Below are 19,368 nucleotides of genomic sequence, written 5' to 3'. Positions count from 1 at the left end.
ACCTCTAGATCAGTCCTGCGTAGTACAGCACGAGAACGATAGCGAATCCCGTCACGCCCGAGATGATCGAGGCGACGCCGATCGACCTGATCCCCTGGCCGACCGTCATGTTCGACAGGGTCGTCGTCACCCAGAACCCGGACGAGTTGGCGTGCTTGAAGATCTGCGCGCCCGTGCCGCAGGCGAGGTAGACGGCGAGCGCCGACACACCGAGGTCGTCGATGAGGGGAGCCATGATCGCCGACGCGGTGAGCATCCCGAGGATGTTGGAGCCCGTGATGGTGCAGATCGCCGCCGCGACGAGGAAGGGCACGACGAGGGGCGGGATGCCGACGTCCTGGATGACCACCGACATGCGCTCGGCCACCCCGGTCTCGCGGATGAGGAGGGCGAGCGCGCCGCCGACTCCGGTCAGGGCGAGCGGCATTGCGGCCGTGCGCAGGCCGTCCTCGAACATGCCGTTGACGATCTCCTTGCGACGCCACGCGCCACCGAAGAGGGGGAGGGTCGACAGCACGCCGATCGCGAGCGCCATGATGGGCGCTCCGACGAAGCCGACGAGCTCCTGGATGAACGAGCCCTCCGGAAGCGTCGGCCCCAGCAGCGAGTCGATCATGATGAGCGAGATCGGCAGGTAGATGGGGAGCAGGGCGAAGCCGAGTCGAACGGGGAGCCCCGTGAACGGGCTGAGCGCGAGCGTGCGTCCGACGCCGCCGTTCTGAGCGGTGAGCGTCTTCGTGGTGCCGGAGCCGCCTTCGCGCTGCTCCTGCTCTGCCTGCTCCGCCTTGGCGATCGACTCGATGAACTCCGCCTTGGGCGCGACGTAGGTCTTGATGCGCGTCAGGTAGAACGTGGCGACCGCGATGCCGGGCAGCCCGACGAGCAGTCCGTACATGATGGACACGCCGAAGTCGAGGCCGAGGACCCCCGCCGCGGCGAGGGGGCCGGCCCCTGGCACGACCAGCGAGGTCATCACGTAGGCGCCGATGTAGAGGATCGGGCCGAACTTCATCATCGACTCCTTCGACCGGTAGGCCATGGCGGAGACGATCGGGATGAGCATGATGACGGTGGTGTCGGCGATCAGGGGGATGCCGATGATGGTCGAGGCGAGGGCGATGCCCCATGGCATCTTGCGCTTCGTTCCGAGCATCTTCTCGACGGACTGCGTGATGCGCAGCGCCCCGCCGCTGATCTCGAGCGCCTTGCCGAGCACGCAGCCGAACACGATAAGGAGCCCGACGTTCGCGAGCGTGTTCCCGAAGCCCTCGTTGATGAGGGACACGGTGCCGGCGCCACCCTGCCCGAACATGAGGCTCAGCACGGCGACCACCACGAAGAGCACGAACACGGGATGCACCTTGAACCGTCCGATCATGAGCACGAGGCCCACGATCGCGAACGCGAAGGAGAGGAGGATGAAGACGTCAGACATGGCTGCCCTCCCGGACGTCTTCGCCAGCCCACGCGGCGAGGAGCTCGGCGTCATGATCGGCGAGGTCCTCGATGAGGATGAGCTCGCCGGCACGCACGTCCCGGGCGAGCGTCGCGCGCGACGAGACGTAGAGCGGGGCCACCCTCGCAGACTCGGATCCCGCCTCGAGCAGCACTGCCTGCACGCCGGTCACGTCGTGGTGGTGGCCGCCCATCTCGAGCAGCGTCCCCGCGGCCAGGTCCGCTTTCGCTCGCCCTGCCATGAGGATGCTCCTCGTCGGCTCTGGACTGCCGTACGGCGCCCCGAGGTGCACGGCGAGGAGCAGTGTCATCGGCGTCTCGACGCCCATGAAGTGGTAGGGCAGGTAGATGCAGGCGTACTCGCCGGAGCGACTGACGACGTGGCCCTTGCCGCGCAGCACCTCCCAGGTCTGGGCGTCGTAGGTGCGCACGACGACGAAGACGCCGCCCCCGAACGATGCCTCGTCCGGGGTTCGCAGCACGGAGAACACGTCGACGACGCCGGTGCGCTCGAGCACTCCGCCGGAGGACTTCGGCGCGTAGATGTCGGCGAGCTCGCTGATGCGAGCCACCGGGTAGTGCATGAGCTCGTCGTCGACGACGAAGCCGGTGTGGTTGGCGACGACCGCCATCTCGCAGTAGTCCGCCGTAGCGCCGGTGGGGAGCGCCGCGACGGCTTCGGCGCGAGCGCGCAGCGTCGCGGGGATGTCGTCGCCGAGCATCAGGTGCTCGCCGAGCTGCGGTGCGTGGATCTGCTTGTCGAGGTGGGTGACGGTGCCTGCGGACGGGTCGAAGACGAGGTCGTACTCGCTGGACTTGCCGATGGCGACGATGTCGAGTCCGAGCGTCCGCACCCAGGAGACCAGGGCGATGAGGTTCGCGGGCTGGTCTCCGCTCGCGGGCGTGTAGACGACGTCGTTCTCGCGGGCGATCGAAGCGAGCTCGATGCCAGCGACCGAGTCGACCTCCTTCGAGACCATGGCGACCGGCCTCGACGCTCGCAGTGCATCCGCGGCCACCCGGTAGCCGAACCCGGGGTCCCCGGTTGCCTCGACGAGGATGTCGAAGACCTCGGGAAGCAGGAGCTCGCGACTCGCGACCACGGCGGTCTTGCCGGCCGCGACGACCTCGAGCACCTCGCCTGGGGTGCCGCAGACGACGAGGGACTCGGCGGCGAAGCCGACCTCGAGGGCGAGCGCACGCGCACCCTCCGGGTCGAGGTCGCAGAGCACACTGGCGTGCAGGTCCTCGATCTGCGTGGTCTGCGCGAGCAGGGTGCGAGCGAATCCGCCCTTGGCCCCGGTGAGCGCGTACTGCACGCGGGTCCCGCGATGCGCGGCGAGAAGATACTCGATGTTCATTGGTCTCCGTTTGGCGTCGTTGCCAACGACCGGCAGGTCGTCGTGCTGACATCATGTATAAAGGATTCACAGATCATGTGCAAACACTCACAGATATTCACACTGTCTCGTTCGAGTGCTGCAGCAGGAGGGAACCCAACTTGACGATTCTTCACGGCTGCGTGGCCGACGACTTCACCGGAGCAGTCGACCTCGCCGGAAACTTCGCGGCACGGGGGCTGAACGCAGTTGTCATCACCGAGCCCGACTCCGCGCTGCACGAGCTCCCCAGCGACACCGAGGCGGTCATCATCGCCCTCAAGACGAGAACCGCAGCCCCCGACGCAGCTGTCCGTCAGAGCGTGGATGCGTTCCGCCGGCTGAGCGAGGCAGGCGCACGCCAGCTGTACTTCAAGTACTGCTCGACCTTCGACTCGACCGAGCACGGCAACATCGGCCCCGTCATCGACGCCACGCTCGCCGAGCTCGACCTCACGACGACGATCGTCGTCCCATCGTTCCCCGGCAACGGGCGCACCGTGCGCGACGGCCAGCTCTCCGTCTGGGGCGAGCTGCTCGAGCACAGCTCGATGCGCCACCACCCGCTGACGCCCATGACCGAATCCGACGTGCGCCTGCTGCTCAGCCGTCAGGCGCAGACCCCGGTCGGCTTCATCGACCTCGCGACGGTTCGCGACGGCGTGGATGCGCTCCGCGCGGCGCTCGAGCGCGCCTCGTCTCCCAGCGCCGTGGTCATCGACGCCGTCACGGACGCCGACCTCACCACCATCGCGGCCGCCGCCGCAGGGCTGAGGTTCGTCACGGGCGGATCCGGGCTCGCGCTCGGCACCCCGGTGCCCGAACGACGCGCAGCCGAGACGCCCCGACTCGCGGCGCTCGCAGGCAACCGCGTCATCCTCTGCGGCAGCGCCTCCACGCGAACCCAGGAGCAGGTGCAGGCAGCCAAGAAGGCGGGATTCCTCAGCCTTCAGGTCGACCCCCGCGCCGGCACCGAGCAGATCGCGTCCATCGTCAGGTGGGCCCGCGAATCCTGGGCGGAACGCCCGGACGTACCCGTCCTCGTCTACGCGACCGGTTCCCCCGACGACCTCGCCATCGACGACGCATCAGCGCATGCCGACGCCGCCGATCGCATCGAGCGCACGCTCGCCGAAGCCGCAGCCGCGCTCATCGACGCCGGCGCCGTCGAGGTCATCTCGGCAGGCGGCGAGACCTCCGGCCGCATCGTGACCGAGCTGGGAATCAGCAGCCTCAAGCTGGGACAGCCCATCTGCCCTGGCGTGAGTTGGGCCCGAGCGACGACCGCAGACGGCCACGTGATCAACCTGGCCCTCAAATCCGGGAACTTCGGCTCCACCGAGTTCTTCGTCGAGGCCTGGGACGAGCTCGCGTGACCCCGACCGCCCACCTCGACCAGGCCACCGAGCTCCTCGAAGCCGGACGCCGGCTCTCCGACCTCGGACTCAGCCCAGGCACCTCAGGCAACATCTCCATGCGACTGGGCGAGCGGATGCTCATGAGCCCGACCGGCACGGAGCTCGGTCGCCTCGAAGCCGACCACCTCTCCGAGGTCTCCCTGGCGGACGGGGCGCACCTCGCCGGCCCGCGACCGTCGAAGGAGCATCCGCTGCACCGCGCGTTCTACGAGCGCAACCCGGACACGCACGCCGTCATCCACCTGCACTCCATGCACGCAGTCGCCGTGTCCCTGCTCGACCCGTGGACCACGAGGTCGGCACTCCCGCCGCTCACCCCGTACTTCGTCATGCGCGTGGGGCAGACCCCGCTTGTGCCCTACGCGCACCCCGGCGACCACGACCAGGCCGACGGCATCCGCGCACTCGACTTCGCGTTCGATGCCGTGCTCATCCAGAACCACGGGCCAGTGACGAGCGGCGCCACCATGGATGCCGCGATCCAGGCCGCGATCGAACTCGAAGAGGTCAGCAAGATAGCCCTCATCACCCGAGGGCACCGGGTCGCCCAGCTCACCCAGACGCAGGCGCAGGAACTCGCGCAGCAGTACGGGCGGAACTGGGACTGACCCGGGCCGAGCTAGCTGTTACAGCGCGCCGCCGGCCGCCGCAGGCGCGTCCGCATCCTGCCCGCTGTCGCCGATGGTCTCGCGGGCGATGAAGTTCTCGATGTCGAACAGGTTGTCGCCGGCGCGCTTCGCGATCGTGACGAGCGTCGACATGGAGGCGACCTCCTCGACCTGCTCCTTCAGGAACCAGAGCATCGCCTGCTCGCCGATCGCGTCGCCGTCAGCACGCGCAGCACGGAACAGCGCCTCGATCTGCGACGTCACCTCCTGCTCCTGCGCGAGCGCAAGCGCGATGGGCTCGACCACATCGGCGAACTCGGTCTTCGGCGCTGCGACGCCGGGGATCGTGACGCCCAGGTCGCGGTCGAGGCGGTACTGCACGAGCATCATCGCGTGGTTCCGCTCCTCGACCGACTGCTGGTAGAAGTGCGCCGCGAGCTGCGGGAGGTCGTGGTTGTCGAACCAGACGGCGATCGCGATGTACTGCTGCGAGGCCGAGAACTCGTTGCCGATCTGGGCGGTCAGAAGGTCATTGAACGTAGATGAAGTCACGCCGCAACGCTACTCCTGGCAGGTTTCGCGTGGCGGTCAAGTTTCGTCGCGGCGCGAATCGTCCTCAGGAGTAGGGCGACACCGGTCGCCAGCACGAATGGCAGGCAGGTCAGCACGAAGGCTTCCCCGATGATCGCCCCCGTGCTCCCCCAGTACCTGGTCTGGTCGGCATCCACGCCGATGCCCGCGACGAGACTGTTCACGATGACGGCCACGCTCAGGGCTGCGCAGGCGGATGCAGCCAGGACGGCGACGGAGGCAAGCCAGAGCAGCGACGGGCGCAGGCTCAGCGCGATGGCTCTCGTCACATCGAGCGCCAGCCACACGCCGAGCACCACCGCTGCCGCGATGCTCCCGTACGCGATCGGGATGAGCGTGCCGGCGAGGCGCGCACCCTCAGCGGAGTCGCGATCGACGTCGGATCCGGCCGCCGCGTTCGGGAACACCAGCAGCATGTACGCGAGGTACCCGGCGATGATGACGAGCAGCACCGCCCTGATCGCGGCGCGCACGACCCAGCCACGGTCGGCACCAGCGCTCGTCTCGCTCATGACCGCAACGCTAGAGCCAGGCGCGCCCAACACCAAACGACGCAGGCGGGCCGGTCGGCGAAAGCTAGGCTTGAACGGAACCCCGGAGGCTGCATGAGCGACGCATACGACCACGACCAGATCGGCGTGGGCTCCGTGCACCGCGAGGTCGACCCGGCCACGGTCGGCCCGCAGCCGGGCGACCTCGAGCGTGCCATCGCCATCCAGGTGCGCGCGTACCGCCTCGCGACCGGGATGTCGGTCGCCGAGATGGCCGACAAGGTCGGCATCTCCAAGGCCATGCTCTCGAAGATCGAAAACGCCCTCACCTCCTGCAGCCTCACCACGCTCGGCCGCCTCGCCCACGGCCTCGACGTGCCCGTCACCGCCCTCTTCCGCGGCGTCGACTCCGACAGGGAGGCCGTCTACGTGCCGGCCGGCCACGGGGCGCAGATCGTGCGCCGCGGCTCCAGATCCGGCCACCTCTACGAGCTCCTCGGCGCCCTGCGCGGCCAGCACAAGCGCATGGAGGCGGTGCTCGTGACGCTGACCGAGGCGAGCGAGGTGTTCCCCCTGTTCCAGCATCCGGGCACCGAGCTGCTCTACATGCTCGAGGGCCGCATGGCCTACGGGCACGGGGACGCGCGCTACGAGATGGGCCCTGGCGACACCCTGCAGTTCGACGGCGAGGGCCCGCACGGTCCGGAGGAGCTCATCGAGCTCCCGGCGCGTTTCCTCTCCGTCACGGCATACGGAGACCGCGCGGAGGGCTGAGCCTCGGCTGGTACCTTGGCCGGCACGACGACTCGCGCACCTGCCAGGGGGAACCATGGAACAGCTCGACCACATCCCGACCACCGGCCCCTACGAAGCGCAGCCGCTGCTCGCAGAAGATCTGCTGCTCCTGCTCTTCAATCCAGACGACGGAACGATCGGCGGCGAGGGCACCCTCTTCTACGTGCTCGCCGGTGCCGTGCTCACCGAGCTGGCCCTGAACGACCAGGTCGCGATCGAGAAGGCCGGCATGCGCGGGACCCTGGTGCTCTCGGTGGGTGAGACGGTGCCGGACGACGAGATCCTGCGGGCCGCGTGGGAGTACTCCGACGGAAAGCGGCGCGAGGTGCAGGGCATGCTCGCGTCCATCGGCCCCCAGCTGCGCGGCCAGCTGCTGGAGAGCCTCATCTTCCGCGGCGACCTGCACCGCGAGCAGGGCAAGACCTTCGGGTTCATCCCCAAAACCACCCTCAGCCTGGGCGACACGGGCCGACGAGCGAAGCTCATGAGCCGAGTCCAAGCCGTGCTCATCGACGGCGCCGAGCCCGACGCCCGCACCGCCGCACTCGCGGCGCTGCTCTCCGCGAGCGGATCACTGCCGACCCTGCACCGAGAGCTCCCGTGGGAGACCGACGTGATCAACCGAGCGAAGGCCCTCGAGGCCGGCGACTGGGGTGCCGCCGCCGCGAGCTCGGCGGTCGCGCGCACCATGAACGCGATCACCATCAACGCCGCCGTCGCCGCGAGCGTCGCCGCCAACGCGAACGCGGCGAACAGCTAGCCCGGGCTGCCCCGGGGCCGCGGTCTCGCCCCGCGGCCCCCGCGAACCCCGCGAGCAGTCTCCAGGTGGGTTCCACGCCTCGGGATGGGTTGCAAGCCATCCCGAAGCGTCAAAGCCATCCCGAACATGGCAGGAGAGCAGACGAGACGCGAGCCTGCCGACAACTACCGCATCTCGACCGACTCCGCGATTGCGGCCGCCGCCGGCGCCACCGCTGGCTTGAGCCGCCAAGGTCCGCTCGAACCCTTCGCCCCACGCCCCCGCTGGCCCCACGAACCCCGCGGTCCCGACCGGCCCCGGCGAACCCCGCGATCAGTCTCCAGGTGGGTTCCACGCCTCGGGATGGGTTGCAAGCCATCCCGAAGCGTCAAAGCCATCCCGAACACGGCAGGAGAGCAGACAAAACGCGCGCCCGCCGACAACTACCGAACCGCAACCGGTTACGAAACCGCCACCGACGGAGCCACTCCGGTCCCGACCGACCCACGGCCGTCTCGAACTCTGCGCCCCACGCCCCACTGGCCCCACGAGCCCCGCGAGCAGTCTCCAGGTGGGTTCCCCGCCTCGGGATGGGTTGCAGGCCATCCCGAAGCGTCAAAGCCATCCCGAACACGGCAGGAGAGCGCACGAGACGCGCGCCCGACCGAACCCCGCGGTCCCGACCGGCCCCGGCGAGCCCCGCGAGCAGTCTCCAGGTGGGTTCCACGCCTCGGGATGGGTTGCAAGCCATCCCGAACACGGCAGGAGAGCGCACGAAACGCGAGCCTGCCGACAACTACCGGATCTCGACCGGCTCCGAGATTCCAGCCGCCGCCGGCGCAACCGCTGGCTTGAGCCGCTCCCGGCGCCGCCTGAGCGCGATCGACAGGGTCGTCAGCGCGAGGGCGGCGACGAGCCAGACGGTGAGCATCCCGTACGCCTCGCCGATGCCGATCGACCCGCCGGCCACGAGCGAGCGGAACGCCGTGACCGCGTAGTTCAGCGGCAGCCACGAGTGGATCAGCTGGAAGAACGCGGGCGCCGTCTCGACCGGGTAGGTGCCGCCGGCCGAAGAGAGCTGGAGCACGATCATGATGAGCGCAAGGAATCGACCGGGAGGGCCGAGCAGCGCGTTGAAGGCCTGGTTGACGGCGACGAAGGTGACGCTCGTGAGCAGCGCGAGCGCGACGAGCCCGGGCATGTCTGCCGGCTCGAGGCCGAGACCGAACCGCACGATCGTGAGCATGAGGAGGCTCTGCGCCGCGCCGAGCATCGCACCGGGCGCGAAGCTTCGCAGGGCCACGACGATCGCCGGCTGGCGACCCAGCACGAGCCGCTCCCGCAGGGGCGCGAACATTAGGTAGAAGGCGAGCGCGCCGACCCAGAGGCCGAGCGTCATGAAGTACGGCGCAAGACCGTATCCGTACGCCGGCACCTCGTTGAGGCGGGTCTTCGTGATCTCCACAGGCGTCGACGTGACCCCGGCGAGGTGGTCGGCCTGCGCATCCGTGTAGCTGGGGATGTCGGAGACCCCGTCGTCGAGGCCGTCGGCGAGGGTCTTGCTGCCGTCCGCGAGCTGCGTGATGCCGTCGTTCAGCTCGGTGCCGCCCGACTCCGCGTCGGCCGTCCCGTCGGCGAGCGTCGTCGCGCCCTGCTCGAGCTGCGTCGCGCCGGAGGCGAGCTGCGGCGTCGACTGCGCGAGGGTGGATGCACCAGCCGAGAGCGTCTGCGTTCCCGTCGCGAGCGTGGATGCGCCATCCGCAAGGGATTGCGTGCCCGTCGCCAACGTGGCTGCACCGTCGGCAAGCGACTGCGTGCCCGTCGCGAGGGTCGACGCGCCGGATGAGAGCTGCGAAGTGCCAGCCGCGAGTTCCGCGGACTTCGTCGAAGCCGTCGAGATCGCCGCGACGAGCTCGTCGGCCTTGCCGCTGAGCGGCGCGACGGATCCGGAGAGCTGGGTTGCACCGGCCGCGAGGTCTGTCGACTTCGACTGGAGGAAGCTGAGCCCCGTACCGGCCGCGGCGTCGCCGACCAGGCCCGTCATGCCGGCGCTGAGCCCCGCAGCTTGCGTGTTTGCGGCTTCTGCGGATTCGGAGAGCTGCGTGATCTGCTCCTTGCGCTGCTCGTCCGAGAGCGTGTCCCAGCTCGAGAGCAGCGAGTCGACGTCGCCCGAGAGCTCGCTGGTGCTCGACGCCAGCTGCGACGCCCCGCCGTTGAGCGTCTCCGCTCCGGTCAAGGCGGTGTCCACTCCGCCGGCAAGTGCTGTCGCCCCTGAGTCGAGCGCCGTGGCACCGGATGTGAGGGCGGTGACCTTGCCTGGCAGGTCCGTGGCAGCCGTGGACAGTTCCGCGAGTCCATCGCTGAGGAGCTGCGCGCCGGAGCTCGCCGTGCTCAGCCCCGTGCTGAGCTCCTGCGCGCCGCCGTTCGCGCTGGCCGCGCCTGCGCTGAGCTGCTGCGCGCCCGTGTTCGCATCCGCGGCGCCGGAGCTGAGCTGCTGGGCACCCGAGTTGGCGGTGACGAGGCCGGTGTTGAGCTGCTGTACCCCCGCGTCCACCTGGGTCGCCCCATCGGCGAGAGTCGCGCTGCCGTCGGCAAGCGCGAGGCCGCCTTCCCGCAGCTGCCCGAGACCCACAACCAGCTCGCCGGAACCCGTGCGCGCCTGCTCGGCGCCGTCGTTGAGCTCGGTCGCACCGTCGGCAGCCTCCGAGACGCTCTCGTGGATATCGGTGAAGCCCACGTAGACGTTGCGGAGGTACTCGTCGGAGACCTCGGCGGCGAGCTCGTCGGCGACCGTGGTGCCAACCGTCGACGCGATGTTGCCGACGATGATGTTCGCGCCGTCGTTGGTGGTGATGGAGAGGCGGGCGATCGCCGCATCGAGCGGCTCGTCGCCGCCCGCCGAAACGGCCGCCGCCGAGAAACCTGCCGGAATGTCGAGCACGGCGAGCACCTGGCCGGACTCGAGCGCGCTCTGCGCCTCCTCCGCCGACATCTCGTGCCAGCTGAAGTTGTTCGACTCGGTGCTGTCGACGAGCTTCTCGGTGAGCGTCGCACCGAGGTCGACGGGCTCGGCGGGCTCGCCGTCGGTCGTCGTTTCGGGCGTCGCGGCCTGGTCGCTGTTCACGATCGCCGCGTTGATGTGGTCGAGGCGGTGCGTCGGGTCCTCGTTCGACCAGATCAGCGAGCCCGCGTAGATGAGGGGGATGAGCATGATGCCGACGATGACGATGAGCGTCCGCCGGTGCGTGCGCACGAAGTCGGGGAGGGAGAAGGAACGCATGGGCGTGGGGAGTCCTATGAGCGAGCGTGCTCGACGCGGAGGGCGTCAAGCTCGGCGACAGTCGCGCCGGAGGATGCGAGAAGCAGGGAGGAGAGGCGTTCGACGAGCTCGTCGATGGATGCGCGTGCATCCGCTGCCGTGCCGGCAGTCGTGGTCGTCGCGGCGGGGGCATCGGCCTCGGCGGCGACCTGAGCGGCGGCGAACAGCCACCTCGTGACATGCCACATGGCGCCGGCCGCGAGGAACTCGGCTCGATCCTGCGGGGTGTCCGGGCCGTGGCGGCGGCGGATGACGGGGCCGAGCGGCGACGACTCGAGCAGTCGCGTTGCGAGGTAGGCGATGATGTCGCCCGTGAGGAGGCCGAAGCTGCTCTCGAGCGCCGCCCGGTAGAAGGGCGCGTCGGCGGCGAGCTCGCCGAGCAGGGCGCGGAGCGTGCCACGCACGAAGGTCGGCCACGACGGGTCGTCGCCGACGCTCGGGATGCGGTCGAACGCCGACTGCAGACGCCGCAGGGCGGCCTCACGGATGAGGGCCGCGGTGTCGTCGAAGTGCTTGTAGAAGGTGGGGCGGCTCACGCCCGCGCGGCCGACGATGTCGGTGATGCTGAGCTGCGCCGCATCCGTCCCCTCATCCAGCAGTTCGACGACGGCTGCGACGAGCGCCGCCCGCGAACGGACGAACCTCGCATCTTCCTGGGTCACGGCACTCCTCGATCGGAACTAATTTACAAATGTAAATTAGCACGATCAAGTGAGAACGCAAGGGCCAGGCCGGAGACGGCCGGGGCGAGGCTGGAGACCGCCGGGGCGAGGCCGGCCCAGCGCAGAGCGGGGTCGAACGAGGGACGGACGCCCGATGCCCGCACCGCCTGACCAACATCAGTGCAGAAACCTGCAGATTGGGGCGCGAGGCCTCGAAACGCCGCCGATTTGCACTGAAGTTGGTCAGGCGTCGCGGCGAGCCGCCCCGCGCAGACCGGCCCGGGCGCGGCCGGACTCGGACGACGCCGGCCGCAGACCGGCGCGGGCCGCCGACCGGCGCGGGCCGCCGCCCTACCGCAGCACGCGCCGCGTGAAGTCGTTCGCGAAGACGCCGTCGGGGTCGTAACGGTCGACGAGCTTCCGGAAGTCGGCGAAGCGCGGGTACAGTTCCGAGGCCCTCACGCGCTCGTCGAAGACCTTGCCCCAGTGGGGGCGCCCGCCGAGCGGCGCGAAGATCTCGTCGAGCAGCGGCAGCAGCTCGGCGACCTCCGGGTCCTGCTTCCACGTGAAGTGCAGGCCGACGACATCGTTGCCGTGCATGGGGCTCAGCCACAGCGAATCGCGCGCGACCGTCCGCACCTCGTTGACCAGCAGGTGGGGGCAGATGCGGTCGGCGATGCCCGCGAGCGCGAGCAGCGCATCCTGCGCCCGAAGCCGCGGGATGAGGTACTCGCTCTGCAGCTCAGCACCGTTGGAGGGCTGGAACTCGAGCTTGAAGTGCGGCAGGCGCTCATACCAGGGGCCGGCGATGCCGAACTGCTCGCTGCAGGCCACGGCCGAGACGCCGCGGATGGGGTGCATCGCCTCGGTGGCGGGCGTTGCGCCGAAGAAGTCGCCAGGCGCCACCTCGCTTGCGAGCTGCTTCACCCACACCTGGTCGATGAGCTCGGGCTCCGCCCACGTCGTGAAGGCGCTCACGCTGTACCCGGCGCCCGTGATCTCGTCGAAGTTCTCGAGCAGCGCCGCGAAGGGCAGGTTCTCGAAGACGCGCTGCCGCACCTCGAAGTGGGGCACGACGTCGAGGCGGATGCGCGTGACGACGCCGAGGGCACCCAGCGATACGACGGCCCCGTCGAATCCCTCGTCTCCCCGCTCCAGCACCACGACATCCCCGTCGCCGGCGACGAACTCGATGGCGGCGACGGCGGCCGCGAGGCTCCGGTTGGTGTTGCCGGAACCGTGTGTTCCCGTGGCGACCGCGCCCGCGATGGAGATGTGCGGGAGGGAGGCGAGATTCGCGAGCGCCAGGCCATGCTCGGCGAGGTCGATCGCGAGCTCCCCGTAGCGGGTGCCCGCTCCGATGGAGACCCACCGCCGGTCCTCGTCGATGCGGAGCGGGCTGCGCAGGCCCCGCGTCGAGACCTGCACGCCGCCCGTGTCCGCTATCCGGTTGAAGGAGTGCCCGCTGCCGAGCGCGCGCACCGAGTGCCCGCCGGCCACCGCGGCCCGCACCACCTCGCTGACCTCGGCCGTGCTCGTGGGGGTGGCGATCTGCTCCGCCTCGAAGGTGATGTTCCCGGCCCAGTTGGAGGTCACTGCGGTCCTGCTTTCTGCGACGTTGCGAAGTGGATGCACCCGGCGGAGCCGAACCAGTCCGTCAGGCCCGAAGCTCCACCGCCGACCACGATACGGGGGCAGGGCGGGTTGATCAGACGCCGGCCGACTTCCGCGACGAAACCCGCCATCCGAACAGAGCAACACGCCCCCTGACCAACATGAGTGCGATTTCGCGCCGATTCGCCCCTGGACAGCGACAACGCGCTGTTTTCGCACTGATGTCGGTCAGCCGAGCGCGAGCTCCGGGCCCACCCCGTGGCGGTGAAGCCGCGCACCACCTAGGCTCGCCTGCCATGCGGATCGTCGTGTCGGGAACCCACGCAAGCGGCAAGAGCACGCTCATCGGCGACTTCGTGGCCTCGCATCCGCAATACCGTGTCCTCCACGATCCGTTCGAGGAGCTCCTCGACGACCGCTTCGATGACCTCGACGCTGACCTGTTCAGCCGCCAGCTCGACATCGCCGCCCACCGCCTGGCCGAGCTGCCAGCAGGCACTGACGTCATCGCGGAGCGCGGGCCGCTCGATTTCCTCGCCTACCTTCACGCGCTCGAGGCGCTCGGCAGGCCCGGGCGGTCGCGCGCGGCGATCCGACACGGTGCAGCGCTCACTCGGCACACGGCCGAGCGGGTGGATCTCCTGGTCCTACTCCCCCTCGCCTACCGCGACCAGATCTCGGTGAGCGATGACGAGGACCTCGAACTCCGGGATGCCATGAACGACGCGCTCCTGGACCTCGCCGCCGAGCCGGAGCTCAGCAGCCCACGCGTCGTGGAGCTCACGGGTGACCGAGCCGAACGCCTCGCTCAGCTCGAGGCGGTCTGCCTCGAACGCTGACCAGCTTCCGTGACGAAGCCCCCGCATCCTGACTTTCAAAGCCCGGATGCAGGGGTCTCGTCACGGAAGTCGGCCAGGCTGCGACGAGGGCCGGCCCCTCGCCCTAGTACTGCTTGCCGGGGATCCAGCTCGTGCCCGCGAGCGGCACGTTCGCCATCGCGGCCGATTCGACGGTCAGCGCGACGAGGTCCTCCGGCTCGAGGTTGCGGATGTGCGACTTGCCGCACGCACGGGCGATGGTCTGCGCCTCCATGGTCAGCACACGCAGGTAGTTCGCGAGGCGCCGCCCTCCCTCGACGGCGTTGAGGCGGGAGGCGAGCTCCGGGTCCTGCGTCGAGATGCCGGCCGGGTCGCGCCCGTCCTGGAAGTCGTCATAGAAGCCGGCGGCCGAGCCGATGTCGGCGTACTCCTGCTGGTAGCGGGGGTCGTTGTCGCCGAGCGCGATGAGCGCGGCCGTGCCGATCGCGACCGCATCGGCGCCGAGCGCCATCGCCTTCGCGACGTCGGCTCCCGTGCGGATGCCGCCGGACACGATGAGCTGCACCTTGCGGTGCATGCCGAGTTCCTGGAGCGCCGCCACGGCCTGCGGGATCGCGGCGAGCGTCGGGATGCCGACGTTCTCGATGAACACCTGCTGCGTCGCCGCCGTGCCTCCCTGCATGCCGTCGAGCACCACGACGTCAGCACCGGCCTTCACCGCGAGCGCCGTGTCGTAGTAGGGGCGGGATGCCCCGATCTTCACGTAGATCGGCTTCTCCCAGCCGGTGATCTCGCGAAGCTCGGCGATCTTGATCGTCAGGTCGTCCGGGCCCGTCCAGTCGGGGTGGCGGCTCGCGGATCGCTGGTCGATGCCGATGGGCAGGGTCCGCATCCCGGCGACGCGCTCGGTGATCTTCTGCCCGAGCAGCATGCCGCCACCGCCCGGCTTCGCGCCCTGGCCGAGGACGATCTCGATCGCATCCGCCTTGCGCAGATCGTCGGGGTTCATGCCGTACCGCGAAGGCAGGTACTGGTAGACGAGGTGCTTCGACTCGCCACGCTCCTCCGGTGTCATGCCGCCATCGCCGGTCGTCGTGGAGGTGCCGACCTCGGACGCCCCGCGCCCGAGGGCCTCCTTGGCGTTCGCGGAGAGGGCGCCGAAGCTCATTCCGGCGATCGTGACGGGGATGTCGAGGTGCAGGGGCTTCGAGGCGAAGCGGTCGCCGAGAACGACGTCGGTGCCGCAGCGCTCGCGGTACCCCTCGAGCGGGTAGCGCGACATGGATGCGCCGAGGAACAGCAGGTCGTCGAAGTGCGGCAGCTGCCGCTTCGCACCCCACCCGCGGATGTCGTAGATGCCCGTGCGTGCGGCGCGCTGGATGTCGGAGATCGTCGCGCGGTCGAACGTCGCGGACTCGCGGAGGCCGAGCTCGGCGAGGCGAGCGGGTGACTGCGGTGCGCCGACGGTAGACGTGGGCTGGTCGATGAGAGTCATGAGTGGCGCTTCCTGCTCGGCCTAGTAGGCGTTGTCGACGTTGAAGTGGTAGAGCTTGCGGGCCGAGCCGTAGCGCTTGAACTCGGCCGGGTCGTCGTCGCGGCCGGCTGCGACGAGCAGCTCGGAGAGCTCGGCGAGGTGCTCCTCGCGCATGGGCTTCTCGATGCAGTCGGCGCCGAGCGATTCGACGGTGCCCTGCACGTAGATGCGGGTCTCGTAGATGGAGTCGCCGAGCGCTTCCCCGGCGTCGCCGCACACGACAAGGCGACCGGCCTGCGCCATGAACGCCGACATATGCCCGATGCTGCCCCCTACGACGATGTCGACGCCCTTCATGGAGATGCCGCAGCGGGCTCCGGCGTTGCCGTCGATGACGACGAGGCCGCCGTGGCCGGTCGCAGCAGCCGACTGGGAGGCGTCCCCTGTGACGTGCACGCTGCCGCTCATGATGTTCTCGGCGAGCCCGACTCCGGCGTTGCCGTTGATGGTGACGGCGCCCCGCTGGTGCATTCCGGCGGCGTAGTAGCCGACGTGCCCGTCGATCGTGACGTCGATGGCCGAGCTGATGCCGACGGCCACGTTGTGCTTGCCGGCGGGGTGCTGGATGCTCCACCTGGTTCCGTCTTCCGCTGCCTGGACGGCTGCGTTCACGACTCGCACGTCCTGGCCGGCGAGGTCGATCGTGGTGGGGGTGGCCGCAGCCGTCGCGGACGACGACGAGGTGGCCGTCGAGGGAGCCGCGCGAGGAGCTGCCGCTGCGGGCGCTGAGGCTGCCGCGTACTGGGTGCTGTCTAGAGTGACCACGTGTAGACCTTTCCGGGGACTGGTTCGAAGATGTCGGCGGATTCGATGCCGGGGAGCTGCGCAAGGGCGCGGTACTCGGAGGCCATGGCCACGTAGTCGTCGGTGACGGCCACGATGGCGGGCTTGCAGGCGATGGGGTCGCGCACGATGGCCATGCTGTCGGCGGTCGTCACGACAAGCGTGTAGAAGCCGTCGAACACGTCGCCGAGGTTGATGAGCGCCTCCTCGAGGGTGTCGCCCTGCTCGAGGCGGGAGGCGATGTAGCGCGCGCCGACCTCGGTGTCGTTCTCGGAGTCGAACTGCACGCCCGCGCGCTTCAGTTCGCGACGGATGGAGGCGTGGTTCGAGAAGGATCCGTTGTGCACCAGGCAGAGGTCGTCGGCGACAGCGAAGGGGTGCGTGCCGCCCGCTGTCACGGCCGATTCGGTGGCCATGCGGGTGTGCGAGACGCCCTGACTCCCTGACATGGATTCGAGGCCGTGGTTGGAGGCGACGTCCATGGGATTGCCGACGCTCTTCATGACGGCGAGGTGGCCGCCGCGGCCGATGATCGTGGCGGTCGGGAGGGCCGCGCTGACCGCATCCGCGAGGATGCTCGTCGACAGCTCGCCGCTCACGAGCGTCGTGTCGCCGACGACGGATACCTTCGGCGCCGCCCCGGCGGGGAGGGTGCGCTCGAGTTCGGCGGTGAGCTCTTCCACGGTGAGCAGCTGCGTGCCGCCGAGGAGGCTGAGCGTCGACGCGGCGCTGCCCGTGAGGTCGGGGTTGTCGTACACGGCGAGGCCCGCGGAGTCGGGTCCGCGGTCGACCATCTCGCAGAGCATGGTCTGGAGCAGGTCGCCCATCTGCGGCCTGAGCTGGGGGTTGCGCAACTGCAGCGCGGCGATTCCACACACGGGCGTGGTCCTTTCGGGGGTGGTCTTGTCTGGTCTCTGGATGCGGGCGGGTCAGAAGGCGGTGAGGTAGGTGTCGAGCTCCCAGTCACTGACCTGCGCGTGCCAGGTGAGGAACTCGGTCTCCTTCGCGTCGGCGAAGTAGCGGCCGGTGGCCTCGTCGCCGCTGAGGCTGGCGAGGATCACGGGGTCGCGGCGCAGCGCTTCGACGGCGTGGAGGAGCGTCGCGGGCAGTACGGCCGCACCTTCGGGCGCCTGGCCTGGGCCCGAGGGGTTGCCTGGGTCGATGCTGTTGTCGATGCCGTCGAGGCCGGCCATGATCGAGGTCGCGACCGCCAGGTAGGGGTTTGCTGCGCCGTCCCCCGAGCGGAGCTCGACGCGCTTGTTGTCCGGAACCCGCACCATGTGCGTGCGGTCGTTGCCGCCGTACGACGCCTTCCGCGGCGACCAGGTCGCGCCCGAGCTGGATGTGGCTGTGCCGATCCGCTTGTAGGAGTTCACCGAGGGAGCGAGGAACGCCTGCAGCGCGGGCGCGTGCTCGAGGAGCCCGGCCACGAAGCCGTACGCGACGGGCGAGAGGCCGAGGCCCCGCGCATCCGCTGCCGGCTCGCTCGCGGCGTCATCGGTGGATGCGGCGGTGCCGCCCGCGCCCGGGTTCGCCGGGAAGAGCGGCTCGTCCTGCTCGCTCCACAGCGACAGGTGGAGGTGCAGGCCAGTGCCGGTTCGGTTCGTGAAGGGCTTCGGCATGAACGTCGCCGTCATGCCGCGCTCTTCGGCGAGCACGTTGAGGATGTAGCGGAGCGTGATGACGCGGTCGGCGGTCGTGAGCGCGTCGGCGTAGTCGAAGTTCTGCTCGAACTGGCCGGCCCCGTCTTCGTGGTCGTTGGCGTAGTTGCCCCAGCCGAGCGAGTTGATGGCGGTCGAGACAGAGGAGAGGTGGTCGTACATGCGTGTCACGCCGCGGGCGTCATAGCAGGGGCGAGGGCCGTTGTCGCGCTTGTCAGCGGGGGCGAGGGTGCCGTCCTCGGCGCGGTCGACGAGGAAGTACTCGACCTCGGCGCCGACCTTGGCCGTCATGCCGCGCGTGGCGAGCTCGGCGATGGCGCGCTTCAGGATGTTGCGGGGCGCGTACGGCCACGGCTTCCCGTTGACGTGCGGGTCGCAGTGCACGAGCGCGAGGCCCTCGCGGACGAACGGCAGCGGGGTGAACGAGTCGAGGTCGGGGATCGCGATGAGGTCGGGGTCGTGCTGCTCCTGGCCGATGAGGCCGGCGGCGAAGCCCGCGAAACCGAGGGCGCCTGCCTCGAGCTCGTCGGCGGCAGAGGTCGGCACGAGCTTCGCGCACGGCTTGCCGTTGAGGTCGACGAACGTGGCGAGGATGAACTGCACGCCGTGCGCCTGGGCGAGGTCGCGGAGCGTGATGCGGTCGTCTGCCGCGAGCTCTCCTTCGACCAGCTTGGGGGCTAGTTGTGTCATGGTCGTCTCCCGCATGATGTTGATGTTACCTGACATGAAACCTTGTTCGCCAATAGTAGACAGACGGATGTTTCCACAGCGTTCGCCCCTGTAAACACTGGGTTACGGGAAGCGGGGTGAGGGCCCCGTCCGCATCCGCACCCGCAGACCTCGCACTTGCGCACCCCCGCACACCGACAGGCATGCACAACCCCCAGGTCTGACGAAGCCCCATCCGCAGACCTCGCGCCTACGCACCCCCGCGCGCCGAAAGGCGTGCACAACCCCCAGGTCTGGCAAAACCGCATCCGCAGACCTCGCACTTGCGCACCTCAGCTGGCGCCTTCTGGTGCCCTACCCCCAGGTCTGGCAAACCCGCACCCGCAGACCACACCCGCAGACCTCGCACTTGCGCACCTCACCTGGCGCCTCCTGGTGCCCCAGCCCCAGGTCTGGCAAAACCACACCCGCAGACCTCGCGCCTGCGCACCGCTGTGCGCCGAAAGGCGTGCACAACCCCCAGGTCTGACGAAGCCCCATCCGCAGACCTCGCGCCTGCGCACCCCTGCGCCCCGAAAAGGCGTGCACAACCCCAGGTCTAGCGAAGCCGCATCCGCAGACCTTGCGCCCACGCACCTAAGCTGGCGCCTTCTGGTGCCCTACCCCAGGCCTGACGAAGCCCCATCCGCAGACCTCGCGCCCACGCACCTCAACTGGCGCCTCCTGGTGCCCCAGCCCCAGGTCTGGCAAAACCACACCCGCAGACCTCGCGCCCACGCACCTCAGCTGGCGCCTTCTGGTGCCCTACCCCCAGGTCTGGCAAAACCACACC

The 19,368-nt window shown here is 69.5% G+C and carries 16 protein-coding genes; 5 read left to right on the top strand and 11 right to left on the bottom strand.

The features are described 5' to 3' along the window. Positions 1-4 precede the first annotated feature (4 nt). Positions 5-1,435 (bottom strand): GntP family permease, encoded by a 1,431-nt coding sequence (locus ITJ67_RS08575; RefSeq protein WP_160073170.1) that lies wholly within the window; start codon positions 1,433-1,435, stop codon positions 5-7. Further along, positions 1,428-2,816, bottom strand: a complete 1,389-nt coding sequence (locus tag ITJ67_RS08570; RefSeq protein WP_194677347.1) for a homoserine dehydrogenase — start codon at positions 2,814-2,816, stop codon at positions 1,428-1,430. The genes ITJ67_RS08575 and ITJ67_RS08570 overlap by 8 nt, the downstream gene beginning before the upstream one ends. Positions 2,817-2,956: 140 nt before the next feature. Here ITJ67_RS08570 and otnK point away from each other — a divergent pair, with 140 nt between their 5' ends. Both otnK and ITJ67_RS08560 read left to right on the top strand, forming a co-directional pair. Beyond that, the gene (gene otnK / locus ITJ67_RS08565) at positions 2,957-4,210 is read left to right on the top strand and encodes a 3-oxo-tetronate kinase (RefSeq protein ID WP_228502506.1); all 1,254 of its coding nucleotides are present in this window, start codon (positions 2,957-2,959) and stop codon (positions 4,208-4,210) included. Next, entirely contained in the window at positions 4,207-4,860 is a 654-nt protein-coding gene (locus ITJ67_RS08560; protein WP_160073176.1) for a class II aldolase/adducin family protein, read from the top strand. The genes otnK and ITJ67_RS08560 overlap by 4 nt, the downstream gene beginning before the upstream one ends. 18 nt (positions 4,861-4,878) lie before the next feature. Here ITJ67_RS08560 and ITJ67_RS08555 read toward each other — a convergent pair whose 3' ends face one another. Both ITJ67_RS08555 and ITJ67_RS08550 read right to left on the bottom strand, forming a co-directional pair. Continuing rightward, positions 4,879-5,412: a ferritin gene (locus ITJ67_RS08555; protein ID WP_104239975.1), complete on the bottom strand. Its 534-nt coding sequence runs from the start codon at positions 5,410-5,412 to the stop codon at positions 4,879-4,881. Further along, the gene (locus ITJ67_RS08550) at positions 5,409-5,963 is read right to left on the bottom strand and encodes a hypothetical protein (protein ID WP_160073178.1); all 555 of its coding nucleotides are present in this window, start codon (positions 5,961-5,963) and stop codon (positions 5,409-5,411) included. The genes ITJ67_RS08555 and ITJ67_RS08550 overlap by 4 nt, the downstream gene beginning before the upstream one ends. A gap of 93 nt (positions 5,964-6,056) precedes the next feature. Between ITJ67_RS08550 and ITJ67_RS08545 the strand changes: the two genes are divergently transcribed. Together ITJ67_RS08545 and ITJ67_RS08540 are read left to right on the top strand one after the other, a co-directional pair. Continuing rightward, complete coding sequence (locus ITJ67_RS08545; protein WP_194677345.1) at positions 6,057-6,716, top strand: helix-turn-helix domain-containing protein; 660 nt, start codon at positions 6,057-6,059, stop codon at positions 6,714-6,716. A gap of 55 nt (positions 6,717-6,771) precedes the next feature. After that, a complete protein-coding gene (locus ITJ67_RS08540; protein ID WP_194677344.1) occupies positions 6,772-7,497 on the top strand; it encodes a GOLPH3/VPS74 family protein in 726 nt (241 codons plus the stop codon). Between the two features lie 775 nt (positions 7,498-8,272). On the opposite strand, the gene ITJ67_RS08535 is transcribed toward ITJ67_RS08540, so the two are convergent. The 3 genes from ITJ67_RS08535 to ITJ67_RS08525 all read right to left on the bottom strand — a co-directional run bounded on the left by ITJ67_RS08535 (position 8,273) and on the right by ITJ67_RS08525 (position 13,053). Continuing rightward, positions 8,273-10,756, bottom strand: coding sequence for a YhgE/Pip domain-containing protein (locus tag ITJ67_RS08535; RefSeq protein ID WP_194677343.1), 2,484 nt, complete (start codon positions 10,754-10,756; stop codon positions 8,273-8,275). A gap of 14 nt (positions 10,757-10,770) precedes the next feature. Further along, the gene (locus ITJ67_RS08530) at positions 10,771-11,457 is read right to left on the bottom strand and encodes a TetR/AcrR family transcriptional regulator (protein ID WP_194677342.1); all 687 of its coding nucleotides are present in this window, start codon (positions 11,455-11,457) and stop codon (positions 10,771-10,773) included. Positions 11,458-11,808: 351 nt separating this feature from the next. Beyond that, positions 11,809-13,053: an FAD-binding protein gene (locus tag ITJ67_RS08525; RefSeq protein ID WP_323741428.1), complete on the bottom strand. Its 1,245-nt coding sequence runs from the start codon at positions 13,051-13,053 to the stop codon at positions 11,809-11,811. Between the two features lie 314 nt (positions 13,054-13,367). Between ITJ67_RS08525 and ITJ67_RS08520 the strand changes: the two genes are divergently transcribed. Further along, positions 13,368-13,910, top strand: coding sequence for an AAA family ATPase (locus tag ITJ67_RS08520; RefSeq protein ID WP_194677340.1), 543 nt, complete (start codon positions 13,368-13,370; stop codon positions 13,908-13,910). A 103-nt stretch (positions 13,911-14,013) separates the two neighbouring features. Here the strand turns inward: ITJ67_RS08520 and ITJ67_RS08515 are convergent, their stop codons facing one another. From ITJ67_RS08515 to glnT, 4 genes are read right to left on the bottom strand one after another with little or no spacing between them, the layout of a single operon-like run. Continuing rightward, positions 14,014-15,384, bottom strand: coding sequence for an FMN-binding glutamate synthase family protein (locus ITJ67_RS08515; RefSeq protein ID WP_228502502.1), 1,371 nt, complete (start codon positions 15,382-15,384; stop codon positions 14,014-14,016). A 21-nt stretch (positions 15,385-15,405) separates the two neighbouring features. Continuing rightward, positions 15,406-16,188, bottom strand: coding sequence for a protein glxC (locus ITJ67_RS08510; protein ID WP_323741427.1), 783 nt, complete (start codon positions 16,186-16,188; stop codon positions 15,406-15,408). Next, complete coding sequence (locus ITJ67_RS08505; RefSeq protein ID WP_194677339.1) at positions 16,176-17,084, bottom strand: glutamine amidotransferase; 909 nt, start codon at positions 17,082-17,084, stop codon at positions 16,176-16,178. Before ITJ67_RS08505 ends, ITJ67_RS08510 begins: the two co-directional genes overlap by 13 nt. Before the next feature lie 51 nt (positions 17,085-17,135). Continuing rightward, entirely contained in the window at positions 17,136-18,593 is a 1,458-nt protein-coding gene (gene glnT / locus ITJ67_RS08500; protein ID WP_228502501.1) for a type III glutamate--ammonia ligase, read from the bottom strand. Positions 18,594-19,368: the final 775 nt, after the last annotated feature.

The sequence above is a fragment of the Pseudoclavibacter sp. VKM Ac-2867 genome, from assembly GCF_015351275.1.
Taxonomy (GTDB): Bacteria; Actinomycetota; Actinomycetes; order Actinomycetales; family Microbacteriaceae; genus Pseudoclavibacter.
The sequence above is the reverse complement of the archived record's forward strand: the minus strand, read 5'-3'. Positions and strand labels throughout refer to the sequence as shown.

Excerpts from the sequence above, each read along its gene's own strand:
- ITJ67_RS08575 (WP_160073170.1), bottom strand. The coding sequence starts at position 1,435 with ATGTCTGACGTCTTCATCCTCCTCTCCTTCGCGTTCGCGATCGTGGGC.
- ITJ67_RS08570 (WP_194677347.1), bottom strand. The coding sequence starts at position 2,816 with ATGAACATCGAGTATCTTCTCGCCGCGCATCGCGGGACCCGCGTGCAG.
- ITJ67_RS08550 (WP_160073178.1), bottom strand. The coding sequence starts at position 5,963 with ATGAGCGAGACGAGCGCTGGTGCCGACCGTGGCTGGGTCGTGCGCGCC.
- ITJ67_RS08545 (WP_194677345.1), top strand. The coding sequence starts at position 6,057 with ATGAGCGACGCATACGACCACGACCAGATCGGCGTGGGCTCCGTGCAC.
- ITJ67_RS08540 (WP_194677344.1), top strand. The coding sequence starts at position 6,772 with ATGGAACAGCTCGACCACATCCCGACCACCGGCCCCTACGAAGCGCAG.
- ITJ67_RS08535 (WP_194677343.1), bottom strand. The coding sequence starts at position 10,756 with ATGCGTTCCTTCTCCCTCCCCGACTTCGTGCGCACGCACCGGCGGACG.
- ITJ67_RS08520 (WP_194677340.1), top strand. The coding sequence starts at position 13,368 with ATGCGGATCGTCGTGTCGGGAACCCACGCAAGCGGCAAGAGCACGCTC.
- ITJ67_RS08515 (WP_228502502.1), bottom strand. The coding sequence starts at position 15,384 with ATGACTCTCATCGACCAGCCCACGTCTACCGTCGGCGCACCGCAGTCA.
- glnT (WP_228502501.1), bottom strand. The coding sequence starts at position 18,593 with ATGTCAGGTAACATCAACATCATGCGGGAGACGACCATGACACAACTA.